We start from the raw sequence: 18,421 nt of genomic DNA, 5'->3' as shown, positions 1-18,421 counted from the left end.
CGCCGCGGTGACGCTCCGGGTGCTCGGCATCGACCCCGGGCTCACCCGTTGCGGCGTCGGCGTCGTCGAGGTCGACGCCCACCGGCGGGCGACCCTCGTCGACGTCCAGGTCATCCGCACGGCTCCCGACCTCGCGCTCGAACTCCGCCTGCTCGCCCTCGGTCGGGGCATCGACGCCCTGATCGACCAGCACCGTCCGGATGCGATGGCGATCGAGCGGGTCTTCGCGCAGCAGAACGTCCGTAGCGTGATGGGCGTGGCGCAGGTCAGCGGCCTCGCCCTGCGTGCGGCGGCCGAACGCGAGATCCCCGTCACCCTGCACACGCCGTCCGAGGTCAAGGCGGCGGTCACCGGGTACGGGTCGGCCGACAAGAAGCAGGTGGGGGCGATGGTGGCCCGGCTGCTCGGACTCGCCGAGGCGCCGAGACCGGCGGACGCCGCCGATGCCCTGGCCCTGGCCATCTGCCATGCCTGGCGGGGCGCACCCGGCCCGGCCCGCGCCTCCTCGGGGTCGCTCACCCCGGCCCAGCGAGCGTGGCGCGACGCCGAGAAGTCGGTGCGCACTCCTAGGCTGGGGGCATGATCTCGAGTGTCCGCGGTACCGTCCTGTCCGCGTCCGGCACCTGGGTCGTCGTCGAGGTCGGTGGCGTCGGCATGCGCGTCTCGGTCACCCCGCAGCTCGCCCTGACGGTGCGCGTCGGCGAGCAGGCGCTGGTGCACACGGCGTTGATCGTGCGCGAAGACGACCTCTCGCTGTTCGGGTTCGCCGAGCGAGAAGAGCTCGAGGTGTTCGACCTGCTGCGCAGCGTGACCGGGGTGGGGCCGAAGTCGGCGCAGGGCGTGTTGTCCACCCTCACCCCCCACCAGGTCGCCACGGCCGTGGCCGACGACGACGACGCCGCCTTCCGCCGGGTGTCGGGCATCGGGCCCAAGACCGCGAAGCTCATCGTCCTGTCCCTCACCGGCAAGCTCGACGTGGCGCCGACCGCCCCGACCGTGACCGCCGCCTCGACCACCGCGGCCGACGTGCTCGTCGCCCTGGTCGGCCTCGGCTGGTCCGACCGCGAGGCGCAAGCCGCGATCGACGCCGTGGTGGCCGACCGGGCCGACGCCGTCGCCGTGGCCGTCCCGCAACTGCTCCGAGCCGCCCTCGGTCACCTGGGCCCGCAGAAGTCGGCCGGTGCCCGCGCGTGAGCGACGACGACCTGACGCGTCCCACCCTCGAGTCCGAGGCCGAGCTGGCCTTCGAGGGGGCCCTGCGCCCCACCTCGCTCGGTGAGTTCGTCGGGCAGACCAAGGTGCGGGGCCAGCTCGAACTCCTGCTCAAGGCGGCGACGATGCAGGGGCGGACGCCCGACCACATCCTCCTCGCGGGTCCGCCCGGGCTCGGCAAGACGACCCTGGCGATGATCGTGGCCCACGAGGGCGCCCGGCCCCTCCGCATGTCGTCGGGCCCCGCGATCCAGCACGCCGGCGACCTGGCCGCCGTCCTCTCGGCGCTCGTGCCGGGCGAGGTGCTCTTCATCGACGAGATCCACCGCATGGCCCGGCCGGCCGAAGAGATGCTCTACCTCGCGATGGAGGACTACCGCATCGACATCATGGTGGGCAAGGGTGCCGGCGCCACGAGCATCCCCCTCGAGCTCTCGCCGTTCACCCTCGTCGGAGCGACGACGCGCAGCGGGCTCCTGCCGAACCCCCTCCGCGACCGGTTCGGCTTCACGGCCCACCTCGAGTTCTACGACGAGGCCGAGCTGACCGAGGTCCTCCGCCGGGCGGCGTCGTTGCTCGGCGTCGTCATCGAGGGGTCGGCCCTGGCCGAGATCGCCGGTCGGTGCCGGGGCACGCCCCGCATCGCCAACCGCCTGCTCCGTCGGGTGCGTGACTACGCCCTGGTCCACGGGCGTGAGGCCGACCTGGCGACGGTCCGCGAGGCCCTCGACCTCTACGACGTCGACTCGTTGGGGCTCGACCGCCTCGACCGCGAGGTCGTCCAGACCGTCCTGACCCGCTTCGGCGGGGGGCCCGTCGGCCTCAACACCCTCGCGGTGTCGGTGGGTGAAGAGGCCGACACCATCGAGTCCGTCGTCGAACCCTTCCTCGTCCGCGTGGGCCTGCTGACCCGCACGCCCCGGGGCCGCATCGCGACGCCCGAGGCGTGGCGGCACTTCGGACTGGCCCACGCCTCAGGGGCGCTGTTCGGCGATGACCTATAATTCCTGCAGGCCCGAGGCCGTCGCTCGCTGAAGCGAGTCCCGCTCGGCCCACACCCCCAACAGCGAAAGGGAGTTCCGCATGGATCCCGCAACCCTGATCATGGTCCTCCTCCTGGTGGTCCTCGTCGTCTTCATGTTCCGCAACAAGAAGAAGCGCGACCGCCAGCAGGCCGACCTGCAGAGCAAGCTCGTCCCCGGCGTCGAGGTCATGCTCTCGTTCGGCGTGTACGGCACCGTCGTCTCGATCGACGACGAGAACAACGTCGCCGAGGTCGAGGTCTCGCCCGGCACCGTCCTCAAGGTCCACCGCCAGACGCTCGGTCGCGTGGTCGACCCGGTCATCGACGAGCCCGTCGCCGACGACGCCGAGTCGTCGATCGACGGCACGCCCGGGCACGACCGCGTCATCGGCGACGCCCCCGAGTTCGGTGAGCGGTCGGCCACGTCGCCGGTCGACTCGACCGTCGCGAAAGACTCCGACAACAAGGCCTGACCTGACGACCGCCCCGACCGCCTGGCGCGGTCGGGCCCGATCCGCGGCGCGCGCTCCCCGTGAGCGCGCGCTCCCATGAGAAAGCAGAGTTCCTCCGTGGCACGCTCGACGCCGGTGAAGAAAGCAATACGATCCCTGACCTGGTTGTTGGTCATCATCGCCGGCCTCACGGCACTGAACGGCACTGCCACGCTGCTGAACGACTCCGGTCGCGACGGCTGGTGGAACGGTGCCAGCTGGGTGCCCGAGTTGGCCCTCGACCTGCAGGGCGGAACGCAGATCACCCTCGCCGCACAGCTGCAGAGCGGTGAGTCGGTCTCGTCGCAGCAACTCGACCAAGCCGTCACGATCATCCGTCAGCGAATCGACTCCGCCGGCGTCTCCGAGTCCGAGATCACGAAGCAGGGCACGCAGAACATCGTCGTGTCGATCCCGGGTCGCCCCGACAACGAGACCCTCCAGCGCATCGAGGCGTCGGCCAAGCTGACCTTCCGACCCGTGCTGTACACCGAGGCCGTGTCGAGCGCCGCGGTGGGCGGCGAGGGCGACGGCGCGACGGCCAGCCCGTCCGCGACCCCCTACACGCCGAACCCCGACCTCGAGAGCACGCCCACGGCGTCGCCGACCAACGGGTCCGACCTGGCGTGGATCACCCCTCAGCTCGCCGACCTCTACCAGAACTACGACTGCGCAGCGGACAACGAGCTGGCCACGGCCCGTGACGACCAACCCCTCGTCACCTGCTCGACCGACGGCACGGCCAAGTACATCCTCGGTCCCGTCGAGGTGCAGGGCTCGGACATCAGCGACGCCACGAACGGCCTCGCCGCCGACTCGCAGGGCAACTCGACCAACACCTGGGCCGTCAACCTCGAGTTCAACGGGCAGGGCACCGACCAGTTCTCCGAGGTCACCTCGCGACTGGTGTCGCTGCAGGCTCCGCAGAACCAGTTCGCCGTCACCCTCGACAACCAGGTCATCACGGCCCCGTCGGCCAACGCGGCCATCACGGACGGTCGCGCGCAGATCACGGGCCAGTTCACCCAGGACTCCTCGAAGACGCTCGCCGACCAGCTCAAGTTCGGCGCCCTGCCGTTGAGCTTCTCGGTCCAGAGCAACGAGACCATCACCGCCACGCTCGGCCAGACCCAGTTGGTGAGCGGACTGATCGCCGGGTTGATCGGCCTCATCCTGGTCGTCGCCTACTCGCTGGTCCAGTACCGCGCGCTGGCGTTCGTCACCGTGCTCTCGCTGGTCATCGCCGCCGTGCTCACCTACCTGGTCATCGCGATCCTGTCGTGGCGCGAGGGCTACCGGCTGTCACTGGCAGGCGTCACCGGCCTCATCGTGGCGATCGGCATCACGGCCGACTCGTTCATCGTGTACTTCGAACGCATCCGCGACGAGCTCCGTGACGGCCGCATCCTCGAGAGCGCCGTCGAGTCCGGCTGGAAGCGCGCCATCCGCACCATCGTCGCGTCCGACACCGTGAACTTCCTGGCCGCCATCACGCTGTTCGTCCTGGCGGTCGGCAACGTCAAGGGCTTCGCCCTGACCCTGGGCATCACGACGGTGATCGACCTCATCGTCGTGTCGCTCTTCACCCACCCCATGCTGCAGTTGATCGCCCGGACGCGCTTCTTCGGTGAGGGTCACTCGTTCAGCGGACTCAACCCCCGAGCACTCGGTGCCGTCTACCGGGGTCGTGCGCAGTTCCGCACGCCTGCCGTCGAGGGTCGCAAGGGGGCCGGCGGTCGCGAGGCCGTCAAACGCCAGACCATCGCCGAGCGCAAAGCCGCCGAGAAGAACACCGACAGCGTCGACGCGTCGACCGCCGGTGAAGGGAAGAAGGACTCCTGATGGCCAGTTTCTCGAAGTTCGGCAACGACCTCTACACGGGCGCCCGGTCGTACGACATCGTCGGTCACCGCCGTCGGTGGTACTGGATCGCGGCCCTCGTCATCCTCATCTCCGTCACGGTCCCGTTCCTGCGCGGGGGATTCCACTTCGGCATCGAGTTCACGGGCGGCTCCGAGTTCCAGGTGGCCCAGCCCGCCGAGCTCGACCAGGACGTCGCCTCCCAGACGGTCGACGAGGTCGTGCCCGGGTCGAACCCCCGCGTCACCCAGGTGGGCACCGACACGATCCGCGTGCAGACCTCGCAGCTCGAGGCCACGCAGACCAACGACGTCGCCGCTGCCCTGGCGACGGCGTACGACGTCCCCGACGATCGCGTGACCTCGTCCTTCATCGGCGCCTCCTGGGGTGCGGACATCACCGGGCAGGCCATCAAGGGCCTCGTGATCTTCCTGATCCTCGCGGCGATCGGCATGACGCTGTACTTCCGCACCTGGAAGATGTCGCTCGCCGCCATGGCCGCTCTGCTCCACGACCTCGTGCTCACGGCGGGCATCTACGGCATCGTCGGTTTCGAGGTCACCCCGGCGGCGGTCATCGGGTTCCTGACGATCCTCGGCTACTCGCTCTACGACACCGTGGTGGTGTTCGACAAGATCCGCGAGAACACGGCGGACGACGGCGAGGGTTCGCGTCGGACCTTCGGCCAGTCGGTCAACCTGGCCGTCAACCAGACCCTGGTCCGATCCATCAACACGTCGGTCGTGGCCCTGCTCCCGGTCGCCGCGATCCTCTTCATCGGGGCCTTCGTCCTGGGGGCCGGCACGCTCCGCGACATCTCGCTCGCCCTGTTCATCGGCATCCTGGTGGGCACGTACTCGACGATCTTCATCGCGTCGCCCCTCTACGCGACCCTCCGCATGCGCGAGCCCGAGATCGCCAAGCGCGACGCCCGCAAGCTCGAGGCCCAGAAGACCACGCCGCTCACCGTGGACGAGACGGTCGGCGCATGATCGGCGAGTCCTCCCGCCCCGAGGTCACCGCACGCGAGGCGATCGACGCCCTCGCCGCCGGGTCGTACGTCCTCGACGTCCGTGAACAGCACGAATGGGACGACGCCCACGCCCCCGGGGCGACGCTCATCCCGCTGTCCGAGCTGACCGAGCGCGTGGCCGAGGTCCCCACCGACCGCACCGTCCTCGTGGTCTGCCACTCGGGCATGCGCTCCGCCCGTGCGACCGATGCCTTGCGAGGCATCGGCGTCGACGCCCGGAACGTTGCAGGAGGCATGCTGGGCTGGCGTGACGCGGGTGGCACCGTCGTCTCCGGTGACGACGACGAGGGTCGTCCGACGGACTGATCACCGACGGGTACCCTGGACCCACGGGGCACGCCCGCGACCACGACGGTCGACGGTGGTGCCCTGACCCGAGAGGACGAGGTGCTGTCGTGACCGAGATCACCACACGGAACAACTCGGCTCCGTCCGAGGCGCCGGGCGGCCAGAACACGGCCTCGCTGCGGACGCTGCTGCCCAGGCTGTTCTCTCGCAGCCAGCCCGCGGGCGCGGTCGACCGTCTCGTCAAGACCGTGCGCATGCACCACCCGAAGGCCGATCTCGTCATCATCGAGCGCGCCTACTCTGTCGCCGAGAAGGCCCACACGGGGCAGCTGCGCAAGAGCGGCGAGCCGTACATCACCCATCCGGTCGCCGTGGCGCAGATCCTCGCCGACCTCGGCATCGGGGCGAAGACCGTCGCGGCCGCCCTGCTGCACGACACCGTCGAAGACACCGACTACACGCTGGCCATGCTGCAACGGGACTTCGGCGACGAGATCGCCATGCTCGTCGACGGGGTGACCAAGCTCGACAAGCTCAAGTACGGCGACAGCGCCCAGGCCGAGACCGTCCGCAAGATGGTCGTCGCCATGTCGAAAGACATCCGGGTGCTCGTCATCAAGCTGGCCGACCGTCTGCACAACGCTCGCACCTGGGGTTTCGTCGAATCGGCCTCCGCCACGCGCAAGGCGACCGAGACCCTCGAGATCTACGCGCCCCTCGCCCACCGCCTCGGCATCCAGACCATCAAGTGGGAGCTCGAGGACCTCTCGTTCGCCGTCCTGCACCCGAAGCTCTACGTCGAGATCGACAACCTGGTCAAGCAGCGCACGCCGCAGCGTGAGCAGTTCGTGCAGAACGTCATCAACGCCGTCAAGTCCGACCTGAAGTCGACGAAGATCCGCGGCGACGTCATGGGACGCCCGAAGCAGTACTACTCGATCTACCAGAAGATGATCGTGCGGGGTCGCGAGTTCGACGAGATCTACGACCTCGTCGGCATCCGCATCCTGGTCAACTCGCTGCGGGACTGCTACGCCGTGTTGGGGTCGATCCACGCTCGCTGGAACCCCATCCCCGGGCGGTTCAAGGACTACATCGCGACGCCGAAGTTCAACCTGTACCAGTCGTTGCACACCACCGTCATCGGCCCCAAGGGTCGCCCCGTCGAGATCCAGATCCGCACGCACGAGATGCACCAGCGTGCCGAGTTCGGCGTCGCCGCGCACTGGAAGTACAAGCAGCGCATGAACGGCGGCCGCGACGACCAGGGCGGCGCCAAGACCGAGACCGACATGGCCTGGCTCGCCCACATCTCGGACTGGCAGGCCGAGACCGCGGATCCGAGCGAGTTCCTCGACAGCCTCCGCTTCGAGATCGGCGCGAAAGAGGTCTACGTCTTCACGCCCCAGGGCAAGGTCATCGGCCTGCCGTCCGGTGCGACCCCGGTCGACTTCGCCTATGCGGTCCACACCGAGGTCGGTCACCGGACCATGGGCGCCAAGGTGAACGGCCGACTGGTGCCGCTCGAGAGCGTCCTCTCGAGCGGCGACGTGGTCGAGGTGTTCACCTCGAAGAACCCCGACTCGGGGCCCAGCCAGGACTGGCTCGCCTTCGTCAAGAGCCCCCGTGCGCGGAACAAGATCCGCCAGTGGTTCACGAAGGAGCGACGCGACGAGGCGATGGAGCAGGGCAAGGACGCCATCGCCCGTGCCATGCGCAAGCAGAACCTGCCGCTGCAGAAGCTGATGACGCAGGACAGCATCGCCGAGGTCGCCGCCACGATGCGCTACGACGACGTCTCGAGCCTGTACGCCGCCGTCGGCGAGGGTCACATCTCGACGCAGTCGGTGATCGAGAAGATCCTGGCGGCGGTCCACACGCAGACCGAGGTCGACGAGGGCGAGTTCGAGTTCCCCAGCCAGGGCCGTGCCCGTCCACTCCGCAACAGCGACTCGGGCGTGCTGGTGCGAGGTGCTCCCGACATCCTCGTCAAGCTGGCGAAGTGCTGCACGCCGGTGCCGGGGGACCAGATCGTCGGATTCGTGACGCGGGGGCAGGGCGTGAGCGTCCACCAGGCCAACTGTCACAACGTCCAGGGCCTGCTGAAAGAGCCCGAACGCATGATCGACGTCGAGTGGGCGCCGTCGTCCAAGAGCGTCTTCATGGTGCAGATCCAGATCGAGGCCCTCGACCGGAGCGGGCTGCTGTCGGACGTCACGCGGGTGCTCTCGGAGCACCACGTGAACATCTTGTCGGCGACGGTGTCGACCTCGACCGAGCGCCTCGCGCTCAGCCGGTTCGTGTTCGAGATGGGCGACACGACCCATCTCGACCGGGTCTTGAACGCCGTGCGACGCATCGACGCCGTCTACGACGTCTACCGGGTCAGCGCCGGCTGATCCGTCGGCACGAGCGGGGCGTGGACGGCGGCCTCGTCGTCCGTGCCGCCGGGCCGTCGGCCGGGCGACCAGATCCGTCTCAACCGGTCGAGGGACCGGCGCCGGTGCGGCAGCCTGCCTCGACGGTCGAGGACCGCGATCGCGTCGTCCATCGTCACCCCGTGCAGGTCGCAGACGTCTCGGGCGACGGTCTCGTCTCGCGTCACCCAGGAGTCGGCCCGCGCCAGGTCGACCACGGTCCGAGCCGGGGTGGTGACGGCCACGCCGCGGATGACGACCATCTCGTCGTCGTCGACGACGACCTGGCGCACGACCGAGCCCCGGCTCCGGTGCTTGACCCGAGCGGGCGACACGACGAGCCCGGTGTGGGGGAGGGGGGCAGGGCCACGCGCACCCCAGACCCAGGCCGCCGTCCGTTCGGCGACGACCACGCCCCGACCGAGCGAGAGCCCGGCGGCCACGGCCCGACCGACGTGGTCGTCGATCTCGGCGATGCTCCGCCACGCGTCACCGACCGGGTAGAGCTGGCCGTCGAGGGCAGCCGCCCGGAGCTCGGGCCCCGGCAGGTCGGCCTCGGTGAGCAGCGCAGGCAGTCGTGCGGACATGACACCAGCGTGCCCGACGCCGGCCACGACGACGAACCGCCCGGCACTCCCTGTGGAGAGTCGGGCGGCCTGCCGTACCGGTGGGCGACTAGCCCAGTGCGTCCAGCCAGACCTTGCGAGCGTCGAGGGCCTCACGAGCCTCACGGACCCGGCGGGCGTCACCGCTCGCCTCGGCCGTGGCCAGTTCGTCCTCGAGCTTGCCGATGGCGTCGTGCAGCTGGCTGGCGAGCCCCTGCGACCGGGCCTGACGCTCGGGGTTGTTCTTCTCCCAGAACTGCTCGTCGAGTTGACGGACGTGCGACTCGACCTTGCGGAGGCGGTCCTCGACGACACGGACCTGCTCACGGGGCACGCGGCCGATCTCGTCCCATCGCAGCTGCACCGAGGTGAGGGCCTCGCGGGCCGGGACGCGGTCGGTCACGGTGAGGATGCGCTCGGCCTCGGTCAGCAGTTCGAGCTTCTGGGCGAGGTTGGCGTCGTACTCGGCGGCGTCCTGCGCCACGACCTCGGACTTCGCCGCGTAGAGCACGTCGCCGGCGCGCTTGAACTTCGCCCAGAGGGCGTCGTCGTACTTCTTGCCTGCCCGGCCCGCGCGCTTCCAGTCGTCGAGCAGCCCGCGGTACGCGGGAATGCCGTCGACCCCCTTCGGGGCGAGGGCCTCCGCCGACTCGACGAGGGCCTGCTTGCGCTGGCGGGCGTCGCGGTGCGTGGCGTCCAACTCGGCGTAGAACGCCTTGCGGTGCTGGTCGATCGTCGTGCGCGCGGCACGGAAGCGCTTCCAGAGGTCGTTGCCCTCGCCCTTGGGGATGCGCGGCCCGTCCTGTTGGTGCTTCTGCCACCGGGCGAAGATGTCGTCGATGCTGGCCGTGACCTGCTTCCACTGCACGCGGGCGGGGTCTTGGGCGGCCAGGGTCTCGGCCTCGACGACGAGCGCCGTCCGGTACGCGACGGCCTCGGTCAGGGCCTGTTGGGCCTCGGCGCTCTGCTGCTGCGTCAGTTCGTCGACCGTGGAGTCGAGGGCGGATACGCGGGTGCGGAGGGCCTCGAGGTCACCGACCGCACTCGGCTCGACCAGCTGCTGGCGCAGGTGCGTGACCGTCTTGACGACGTCACCCGCCGAGGCGCCCCGCTTGATGCGCTGCTCGAGCAGCGTCACCTGCCCGGCGAGTTCGGTGAACTTGCGCTCGTAGTAGGCGAGAGCCTCGGCAGGCGTCGCGTCGGGGTACTGCCCCACGGCGCGCTCACCGTCGGCCTCGCGGACGTAGACCGTGCCGTCGTCGTCGACGCGGCCCCAGGGTGCCTGATCGTCAGTAGCCACTTTTATCCCTTGCTGAAAGTGCTCGTCGCGGAACCAGGACGGGCCACCGCGATGGGTGCCCAGCCTATTGCACGGCGGGCCGGGACGACCTATTCGATGGTGGCGCCGGTGATCGTGGTCGCCACGACGGGGGAGCCGTCGGTCTCGCTCGAGCCGGGAGTGAGGCCCGCGTCGGTGATGTCCGCCTCGAGCTGGTCGAGCCCGCTCGTGACCCGGCCGACGACCGTGTACCCGCCGGTGGAACCGTCGAGGGTCGTGTCGCCGTACGTGACGAAGAACTGAGTCGACTGCGAGTACGGGTCGCTGCTGCGGGCCATGGCGATGGTCCCCGCCGGGTAGACGCCGTCGGTGGGCACGTTCTCGAGCGGGCCGAAGGTGAACCCCGCGTCGCCCGTGCCGTCACCGTTGGCCGAGCCGCACTGGAGGAACTCCGCCGTCGGGGCGTTGCTCATCCGGTGGCAGGTCGTCCCGGTGTAGAAGCCCTTCCGGATGAGGTCGATGAGGACGCTCGCCGCCTGCGGCGCCGCGGCACCGTCGAGCTCGATGCCGAGGTCGACGCTGTCGTTGAGCGTCAGCTGACCGGTCCAGGTACGCCCCTCGGCGATGGCGTCGCTCGGCACGTCGCCGACGTTCTCGCCTGCTGCGGGGGTCGAGGAGGCGCTGGGTGCGTCCGACGGGACGGCCTCGGGAGCGCCCGGCCCACTCGTCGACCAGAAGACCTGCGACACGGCCGCCAGGCCGACCACGACCACGACGGCGATCACGGCGAGGACGTTGTCGCGGCGCCGACGGGCGACCTGCGTGGCGTGCACCTGCTGACGAGCGGTGTACCTGCGGAGCCGGTCTCGGTTCTCACGGTCCGGGTTCTTGCTCGGTGCCACGGGTCCTCCAGCTCGGTGATGTCCAGCCTGCACTGTATCGGAGGGCCGGTCTAGCATGGGTCACCATGAGCCCGCTCCCGCAGAGCTCGACCCCCCTCGCGGTCCGCATGCGTCCCACCACCCTCGACGAGGTCGCCGGCCAACGACACCTGCTGCGGCCCGGGTCGCCGCTCGTCACGCTGGCCTCCGACACGGGTGCCGACCAAGGGGCGGTCTCGGTGATCCTCTGGGGCCCGCCCGGGACGGGAAAGACCACCCTCGCGCAGGCCATCGCCCGCAGCTCGGGTCGGCAGTTCATCGAGCTGTCCGCCGTGACGGCCGGCGTGAAAGACGTGCGCCAGGTGATGGAGAAGGCCCTGTCGAACCGGGACCTCTACGGCACGACGACCGTGCTCTTCCTCGACGAGATCCACCGGTTCACGAAGGCGCAGCAGGACGCCCTGCTGCCCGGGGTCGAGAACGGCTGGGTCATCCTGATCGCGGCGACGACCGAGAACCCGTCCTTCTCGGTCATCACGCCCCTCCTGTCCCGGTCGCTCCTGCTGACCCTCGAACAGCTGAGCGACGACGACCTGGCCCAGCTGGTGCAACGGGCCGTCGTGGACCCCCGCGGCCTCGACGGGTCCGTCCGCCTCGACGACGAGGCCCTGGCGACCATCGTCCGGCTGGCCTCGGGTGACGCGCGTCGGGCGTTGACGGCCCTCGAGGCGTCCGCGCAGTCGGCCTGGGCCACGAAGCTCGAGGCCGACGCGGTCCCGAGCGCCTCGGCCGACGACGCGAGCGAGGCCGACTTCGACCCCGACGCCGAGTACGACGAGACCGACCCCGACGACGACCGCCCCGCCATCACGTCCGAGATCGTCGCCCAGTCGGTCGACAGGGCGCTGCTGCGGTACGACCGCAACGGCGACGAGCACTACGACGTCATCAGCGCCTTCATCAAGTCGATCCGGGGTTCGGACGTGGACGCCGCCCTGCACTACCTCGCCCGCATGATCGAGGCGGGAGAAGACCCCCGCTTCATCTGCCGACGCATCATCGTCTCCGCCGGCGAGGACATCGGCATGGCCGATCCCCAGGCCCTCACCGTGGCGGTGTCGGCCGCGACCGCCGTGCAGATGATCGGCATGCCCGAGGGGCGCATCCCGATGGCGGAGGCCGTCGTGTACCTGGCGACCGCACCGAAGTCCAACCGGTCCTACTCCGCCCTCGACGCCGCGATCGCCGACGTCCGGGCGGGCAAGGCCGGACGGGTGCCCAAGCACCTCCGCGACGCGCACTATCCCGGGGCCAAGCGCCTCGGGCACGGCAAGGGCTACCGTTACGCCCACGATTCCGAGTTCGGCGTGGTCGAACAGCAGTACCTGCCCGACGAGCTCGTCGGGAACGAGTACTACGACCCCACCGCCAACGGCAACGAGCGCGACGTCACGGCGCGCCTCGAGAAGCTGCGTCGGATCACCCGCGGGCACTGACGACCCGCCCGTGCCCGTGCTCGCATCGGCACCGGGCCTCCTGTATGCTCGGGGGGTTGCCTGTTCTCGGGCGTCGACGCGCGGCTGCTGACGACGACCCGATCAAGGTGAGACGACCTGTAGCCGGTCGCCACCGCGGCACTCACCCCTCTTGTTACGCCGCCCGGCGCTCACGCGCTGGGGCGGTCCACGACGATCCACCGACAAGAAAAAAGGAACAAGTGTCCACCAAGTCACGTACCCGCAGCAAGACCCGTCTCTCGCGTGCCCTCGGCATCGCGCTGACCCCGAAGGCTGCCCGATACCTCGAGAAGCGACCCTACGCACCCGGCGAGCACGGTCGCACGAAGCGCAAGACCGACAGCGACTACGCCGTCCGTCTGCGTGAGAAGCAGCGCCTGCGCGCCCAGTACGGCATCCGCGAGGCCCAGCTCAAGATCGTCTTCAACGAGGCCCGCAAGGCCTCCGGCCTGACCGGTGAGAACCTGGTCGAGCTGCTCGAGACGCGTCTCGACGCCCTCGTCCTGCGTGCGGGCTTCGCCCGGACCACGGCACAGGCTCGCCAGATGGTCGTCCACCGTCACATCCTCGTCGACGGCAAGCTCGTCGACCGCCCCTCGTTCCGCGTCAAGCCGGGTCAGATGATCCACGTGAAAGAGCGCAGCGAGAAGACCGAGCCCTTCCAGGTCGCCGCGGCCGGCGGTCACGTCGACCTGCTGCCCAAGGTGCCCGGCTACCTCGAGGTCGAGATCGACAAGCTGCAGGCGCGCCTCGTGCGTCGCCCCAAGCGCGTCGAGGTCCCGGTGACCTGCGAGGTCCAGCTCGTCGTCGAGTACTACGCGGCGCGCTAGAACCCATCATCCCGTCAGGAGCGGGCCACGGTCGTGGCCCGCTCCTTTCGCGTTCCCCGGGCCGGTAAGCTGACGTGTCGTCGCGCTCGCACGTCGCGGCACCAGCCCCGAAGAGGAGTCCCCGTGAAGAGCCTGTTCCTGCTCGCCGTCGGTGTCGTCGGCGGTTTCGCCGTCGCGCACCAGGTCAACAAGACGCCCCGCGGCCGGCAGTTCTTCGGCGACCTCGACGGCAGCGTGAAGTCGTTCCGCTCCGCCGTGGTCGACGGCTACAAGGCCCGCGAGGCCGAGCTGCGCACCGACCGCGACGAGTCCTGAGCGCCGAGCCGCGCCTCCTCGTCCTGACACACGACCCACCACCCTCGGGAGAAGAATGCAGACCGCCGAAATCCGCCGCCGTTGGCTCGACTACTTCGGCGACCGGGGCCACACCGTCGTCCCGTCCGCGTCGCTCGTCAGCGACGACCCGAGCCTGCTCTTCACGGTCGCCGGCATGGTCCCGTTCATCCCGTACCTCACCGGTCTCGTCCCGACGCCCTACCCGCGGGCCACGAGCGTCCAGAAGTGCATCCGGACGAACGACATCGAAGAGGTCGGCAAGACGCCCCGCCACGGCACGTTCTTCCAGATGAACGGCAACTTCTCGTTCGGTGACTACTTCAAGGAGGAGGCCATCGGCTACGCCTGGGAGCTCCTCACCTCGAGCGAGGCGGACGGCGGGCTGGCGTTCTCGCCGGACGACCTCTGGGTCACCGTCTACGAGGAGGACGACGAGGCCATCGCCCTCTGGAAGAAGGTGGCCGGCCTGCCCGACGAGCGGATCCAACGCCTCGGCAAGGACTCCAACTACTGGCACACGGGTCAGCCCGGACCGGCGGGGCCCTGCTCCGAGATCTTCTTCGACCGCGGCCCGGCCTACGGTGCCGACGGCGGTCCGGCGACGGACGACGACCGCTACGTCGAGATCTGGAACCTCGTGTTCATGCAGTACCAGATCGAGAACGTCCGGTCGAAGGTCGACTTCGACATCGTCCGCGAGCTGCCGAACAAGAACATCGACACGGGCATGGGCCTCGAGCGCGTCGCGTTCCTCAAGCAGGGCGTCGACAACATGTACGAGATCGACCAGGTGCGCCCGGTGCTCGACCGGGCCGCCGAACTGTCGGGGCGTCGTTACGGCGCCGTCCACGACGACGACGTCCGCATGCGGGTCATCGCCGACCACGTCCGCAGCTCGCTCATGCTGATGTCCGACGGCGTGCGTCCGTCGAACGAGGGCCGCGGCTACATCCTGCGCCGCCTGCTGCGCCGCACCGTGCGTTCGATGCGCCTGCTCGGCGTCGAGGGAGCGACCTTCCCCGAGCTCTTCCCGGCCTCCCGCGACGCCATGAAGGCCGCCTACCCCGAGGTCGAGGCCGACTACGAGCGCATCTCGCGACTGGCCTACGCCGAAGAAGAGACCTTCCTGCGCACCCTCGCCGCGGGCACGGACATCCTCGACATCGCCGTCGACGACACCAAGCAGCGTGCCTCGACGGGGACGACCCCGCGGTTGCCCGGCGACACGGCGTTCCTGCTGCACGACACGTTCGGGTTCCCGATCGACCTCACGCTCGAGATCGCCGAGGAGAACGGCCTCACGGTCGACCGCGACGCCTTCGACCGGCTGATGTCCGAACAGCGCGCCCGCGCCAAGGCCGACGCCAAGTCGCGGAAGGTCGCCCTGGCCGACCTCAGCGTCTACAGCGCGTTCCGCGCCCAGGGCGAGACCGTCTTCACCGGCTACGACGAGCTCGACACCGAGACCCGGGTGCTCGGTCTGATCGTCGACGGCGTCGACGTCGACCGGGCCGTGGCGGGCGACATCGCCGAGGTCGTCCTCGCCGAGACGTCGCTCTACGCGGAGTCCGGCGGGCAAGAGGCCGACTCCGGTCGCATCGTCGGCACGGGCTTCGACCTCGAGGTCCTCGACGTCCAGAAGCCCGTCAAGGGACTCGTCAGCCACCGGGTCCAGGTGACCTCCGGCGAGGTGGGCGTGGGCGACGTGGCGACGAGCGTCGTCGACCCGACCTACCGACGAGGCGCGACGCAGGCGCACTCGGCGACGCACCTGATCCACGCGGCCCTCCGTGAGGTGCTCGGCCCCGAGGCGCACCAGGCCGGTTCGTACAACAAGGCGGGCTACATGCGGCTCGACTTCAACTGGAACCAGGCCCTCAGCCCCGAGACGCGCTCCGAGATCGAAGAGATCGCGAACGCCGCCATCCGGGACGACCTTCAGGTCGTCACCCGCGAGATGCCGCTCGACGAGGCTCGCGCCCTCGGCGCGATGGCGCTGTTCGGTGAGAAGTACGGTGAGACGGTCCGCATGGTCGACATCGGCGGACCGTGGTCGCGAGAGCTCTGCGCCGGCACCCACGTGTCGACGAGTGCCCAGGTCGGCCTGATCAACCTCGTCAGCGAGAGCTCGGTGGGCTCCACCAACCGACGGGTCGAATCCCTCGTCGGGGCGGACGCGTTCCGTGACTTCGCCGCCGAGCGTGCCATCGTCTCGCAGCTGACCTCGTCGCTCAAGACCCCCCGCGACCAGGTGGCCGACCGCGTCGGCGACCTCGTCACGAGCCTCCGCGCGGCCGAGAAGAAGATCGCCGAGTTCGAGTCCGCCCGTCTGGCGACCCGCGTCCCGGCACTGGCCGAGACGGCGACCACGGTGGGCGACCTCACGGTCGTCGCCGAATCCGTCGGATCCCTGGGTTCGACCGACGACCTGCGCTCGCTCGCCCTGTCCGTCCGCGAGCGGCTCGGTTCGTCCGGTTCGTCCGTGGTCGCCCTGGCCGCCGACGTGTCCGGCAAGCCCGCCGTCATCGTCGCGACGACCGAGGGTGCCCGTCGGGCCGGCGTGAAGGCCGGGCGTCTCGCCAAGGGTGCCGCCGCGGCCCTCGGCGGAGGCGGTGGCGGCAAGGACGACCTCGCCCAGGGCGGCGGGTCCGACGTCTCGGCGATCCCGGCGGCGCTGGCCGGCATCGTCGCCGAGCTGCGGGCCTGAGCGCCGAGATGCGTCGCGGAGTCCGCATCGGCATCGACGTGGGCAAGGCCCGGGTCGGTGTCGCACGCACCGACCCGGACGGCATCATCGCCACCCCGGTCGAGACGCTGGCGCGCACCGCGGACGGCGTCGCCGACGTCGGAGCCGTCCGCGACCTGGTCGACGAGCTCGACGCCCTCGAGGTGATCGTCGGGTTGCCCATCGCCCTCTCGGGCCGCGACACGGCCTCGACCCAGGACGCCCGCGGTTTCGCCGAGGCGATCGCCCGCGCCGTGCGCGTGCCCGTCCGTCTGGTGGACGAGCGGTTGTCGACGGTCAGCGCTCAGGGTGCCCTCCGCGCCTCCGGCCGCAAGGGCAGGTCGCAGCGGTCCGTGATCGACCAAGTGGCCGCTGTTATCATCGTCCAGCACGCGCTCGACCTCGAGCGCTCGAGTGGACTACCGCCCGGGCGGACGGTCGACGTGACCCGAGAGACGGGCGGCGACGACGCCGCACCCGCCACCGACGAAAGACAGTGATTCGTGGCCGACGAACCCGATTGGGACGAGATCTTCTCGTCACAGCCCCAGAACGACCGCCCCGCCCCGACCTCCGGTCACGACGGAGGCGCCTCGGCTCGTGGCGGATCCGGTCACGGCGAGGCTGCCCCCTTGCGGCGCAGCACCCACCAGGAGGCGCCGGTCCGGTCCCGTCGCGAGCAACGCGAGCGTGAACGCCAGGACGAACCCGCACTCGTGCCTCCGGGCGACGGCGGTGGTCGACGGGGTCGAGGCGGGCCGGAGCGCGAACCGCGCCCGCACCGGTCCAAGAAGGGCCCGATCGTCCTCGCGTCGATCCTGGTGCTCGTCCTCGCCGGCGGCACCGCCGGCGTCGCGGCCGCTTGGGGTCAGGTCCAGCCCCTCATCGCGAAGTTCACCGGAGACGACGAGCCCGCCGACTATGCCGGCAGCGGCAACGGCACGGCCGTCGATTTCGCGATCGTGTCCGGGCAGGTCGGTTCCGACATCGCGCAGAACCTGGCCGACGCCGGCGTCACGCAGAGCTACGAGTCCGCGTACGCGATCCTCGTCTCCAACCCGTCGATGACCTTCCAGCCGGGCACGTACACCCTGCAGCAGCAGATGAGCGCCCAGTCCGCCCTCGACGCCCTGCAAGACAGCACGAACCGCATCACGAACAAGGTCGTCATCCCCGAGGGGACGGTGGCGGCCGACGTCTACGAGCTCCTGGCCTCCGCGACCTCGATCCCCGTCGCCGACGTGCAGGCCGCGGCGGCGGACTACACCTCGTTCGGCCTCCCGGCCGAGGCCACGAGCCTCGAGGGGTGGCTGTTCCCGGCCACCTACGAGCTCGACCCGGGCAAGTCGGCACACGACTACCTGCAAGACATGGTCACGACCATGACCCAGCACCTCCAGACGGCCGGGGCCCAGCCGGCCGACTACCAGAAGACCATCGTCTTCGCCTCGCTGATCCAGAAGGAGGCCGGCCTCGCGGACGACTACCCCAAGGTGGCCCGGGTCTTCCAGAACCGGCTCGACCAGGGCATGTTGTTGCAGTCCGACGCGACGGTCGCCTACGGCACGGGCAACACGCACCGGGTCACGACCACCGACGAAGAACGTGGCGACGCCGGCAACGCCTACAACACGTACGTCCACGAGGGCCTGCCGGTCGGGCCGATCTCGAACCCGGGCGACCTGGCCCTGAACGCCGCCCTCAACCCGGCCGACGGCACCTGGCTCTACTTCGTCACCGTGAACCTCGACACCGGAGAGACCGCGTTCTCGACCACCTTCGGCGAGCATCAGGCTGCGGTGAGGCAGTGGCAGGCGTGGATGCGCGAGCACCCCGAGTACCAGTAGCGCCGAGGCAGGGGCACCCGGCGATCGCGCCGGTCGCCCGCCCGAGGGGCCGATCGACCGTCACCCGGTCGGTCGG

General features: G+C 70.0%; 17 protein-coding genes. 14 read left to right on the top strand and 3 right to left on the bottom strand.

Features of this window, described 5'->3' with window-relative positions:
• Positions 1 to 7 precede the first annotated feature (7 nt).
• The 8 genes from ruvC to ASG05_RS01295 all read left to right on the top strand — a co-directional run bounded on the left by ruvC (position 8) and on the right by ASG05_RS01295 (position 8,307).
• On the top strand, positions 8 to 583 hold the full coding sequence (gene ruvC / locus ASG05_RS01330) for a crossover junction endodeoxyribonuclease RuvC (protein WP_056256447.1): 576 nt from the start codon (positions 8 to 10) through the stop codon (positions 581 to 583).
• Positions 580 to 1,194, top strand: coding sequence for a Holliday junction branch migration protein RuvA (gene ruvA / locus ASG05_RS01325; protein ID WP_056256444.1), 615 nt, complete (start codon positions 580 to 582; stop codon positions 1,192 to 1,194). Before ruvC ends, ruvA begins: the two co-directional genes overlap by 4 nt.
• Complete coding sequence (ruvB, locus tag ASG05_RS01320; protein WP_056256439.1) at positions 1,191 to 2,216, top strand: Holliday junction branch migration DNA helicase RuvB; 1,026 nt, start codon at positions 1,191 to 1,193, stop codon at positions 2,214 to 2,216. The genes ruvA and ruvB overlap by 4 nt, the downstream gene beginning before the upstream one ends.
• 79 nt (positions 2,217 to 2,295) lie before the next feature.
• Entirely contained in the window at positions 2,296 to 2,709 is a 414-nt protein-coding gene (yajC, locus tag ASG05_RS01315) for a preprotein translocase subunit YajC (protein WP_056256437.1), read from the top strand.
• A 96-nt stretch (positions 2,710 to 2,805) separates the two neighbouring features.
• Positions 2,806 to 4,569, top strand: coding sequence for a protein translocase subunit SecD (gene secD, locus ASG05_RS01310; protein ID WP_056256436.1), 1,764 nt, complete (start codon positions 2,806 to 2,808; stop codon positions 4,567 to 4,569).
• Complete coding sequence (gene secF / locus ASG05_RS01305; protein ID WP_056256434.1) at positions 4,569 to 5,579, top strand: protein translocase subunit SecF; 1,011 nt, start codon at positions 4,569 to 4,571, stop codon at positions 5,577 to 5,579. Before secD ends, secF begins: the two co-directional genes overlap by 1 nt.
• Positions 5,576 to 5,926, top strand: a complete 351-nt coding sequence (locus tag ASG05_RS01300; protein ID WP_056256430.1) for a rhodanese-like domain-containing protein — start codon at positions 5,576 to 5,578, stop codon at positions 5,924 to 5,926. The genes secF and ASG05_RS01300 overlap by 4 nt, the downstream gene beginning before the upstream one ends.
• A gap of 89 nt (positions 5,927 to 6,015) precedes the next feature.
• Entirely contained in the window at positions 6,016 to 8,307 is a 2,292-nt protein-coding gene (locus ASG05_RS01295; protein ID WP_082486205.1) for a bifunctional (p)ppGpp synthetase/guanosine-3',5'-bis(diphosphate) 3'-pyrophosphohydrolase, read from the top strand.
• Here the strand turns inward: ASG05_RS01295 and ASG05_RS01290 are convergent.
• From ASG05_RS01290 to ASG05_RS01280, 3 genes are all read right to left on the bottom strand, one after another.
• On the bottom strand, positions 8,286 to 8,912 hold the full coding sequence (locus ASG05_RS01290; RefSeq protein ID WP_056256427.1) for a hypothetical protein: 627 nt from the start codon (positions 8,910 to 8,912) through the stop codon (positions 8,286 to 8,288). The genes ASG05_RS01295 and ASG05_RS01290 overlap by 22 nt on opposite strands.
• 88 nt (positions 8,913 to 9,000) lie before the next feature.
• Positions 9,001 to 10,230, bottom strand: a complete 1,230-nt coding sequence (locus ASG05_RS01285) for a DUF349 domain-containing protein (protein ID WP_056256423.1) — start codon at positions 10,228 to 10,230, stop codon at positions 9,001 to 9,003.
• 89 nt (positions 10,231 to 10,319) lie between these two features.
• Positions 10,320 to 11,111: a peptidylprolyl isomerase gene (locus ASG05_RS01280; RefSeq protein WP_056256418.1), complete on the bottom strand. Its 792-nt coding sequence runs from the start codon at positions 11,109 to 11,111 to the stop codon at positions 10,320 to 10,322.
• Positions 11,112 to 11,176: 65 nt separating this feature from the next.
• Between ASG05_RS01280 and ASG05_RS01275 the strand changes: the two genes are divergently transcribed.
• The 6 genes from ASG05_RS01275 (at position 11,177) to mltG (ending at position 18,345) form a co-directional block, all read left to right on the top strand.
• Positions 11,177 to 12,586, top strand: a complete 1,410-nt coding sequence (locus ASG05_RS01275) for a replication-associated recombination protein A (RefSeq protein ID WP_082486204.1) — start codon at positions 11,177 to 11,179, stop codon at positions 12,584 to 12,586.
• Between the two features lie 221 nt (positions 12,587 to 12,807).
• Positions 12,808 to 13,437, top strand: coding sequence for a 30S ribosomal protein S4 (gene rpsD / locus ASG05_RS01270; RefSeq protein ID WP_043592736.1), 630 nt, complete (start codon positions 12,808 to 12,810; stop codon positions 13,435 to 13,437).
• Between the two features lie 123 nt (positions 13,438 to 13,560).
• Positions 13,561 to 13,752: a hypothetical protein gene (locus ASG05_RS01265; RefSeq protein WP_056256412.1), complete on the top strand. Its 192-nt coding sequence runs from the start codon at positions 13,561 to 13,563 to the stop codon at positions 13,750 to 13,752.
• A gap of 55 nt (positions 13,753 to 13,807) precedes the next feature.
• Positions 13,808 to 16,480, top strand: a complete 2,673-nt coding sequence (alaS, locus tag ASG05_RS01260) for an alanine--tRNA ligase (RefSeq protein ID WP_056256409.1) — start codon at positions 13,808 to 13,810, stop codon at positions 16,478 to 16,480.
• Between the two features lie 8 nt (positions 16,481 to 16,488).
• On the top strand, positions 16,489 to 16,998 hold the full coding sequence (gene ruvX, locus ASG05_RS01255; RefSeq protein WP_056256406.1) for a Holliday junction resolvase RuvX: 510 nt from the start codon (positions 16,489 to 16,491) through the stop codon (positions 16,996 to 16,998).
• Positions 16,999 to 17,001: 3 nt separating this feature from the next.
• Entirely contained in the window at positions 17,002 to 18,345 is a 1,344-nt protein-coding gene (gene mltG / locus ASG05_RS01250; protein WP_157489997.1) for an endolytic transglycosylase MltG, read from the top strand.
• Positions 18,346 to 18,421 lie beyond the last annotated feature (76 nt).

The sequence above is a fragment of the Frigoribacterium sp. Leaf186 genome, from assembly GCF_001423905.1.
Lineage (GTDB): Bacteria > Actinomycetota > Actinomycetes > Actinomycetales > Microbacteriaceae > Frigoribacterium.
This window is presented reverse-complemented; position numbering and strand designations above follow the sequence as displayed.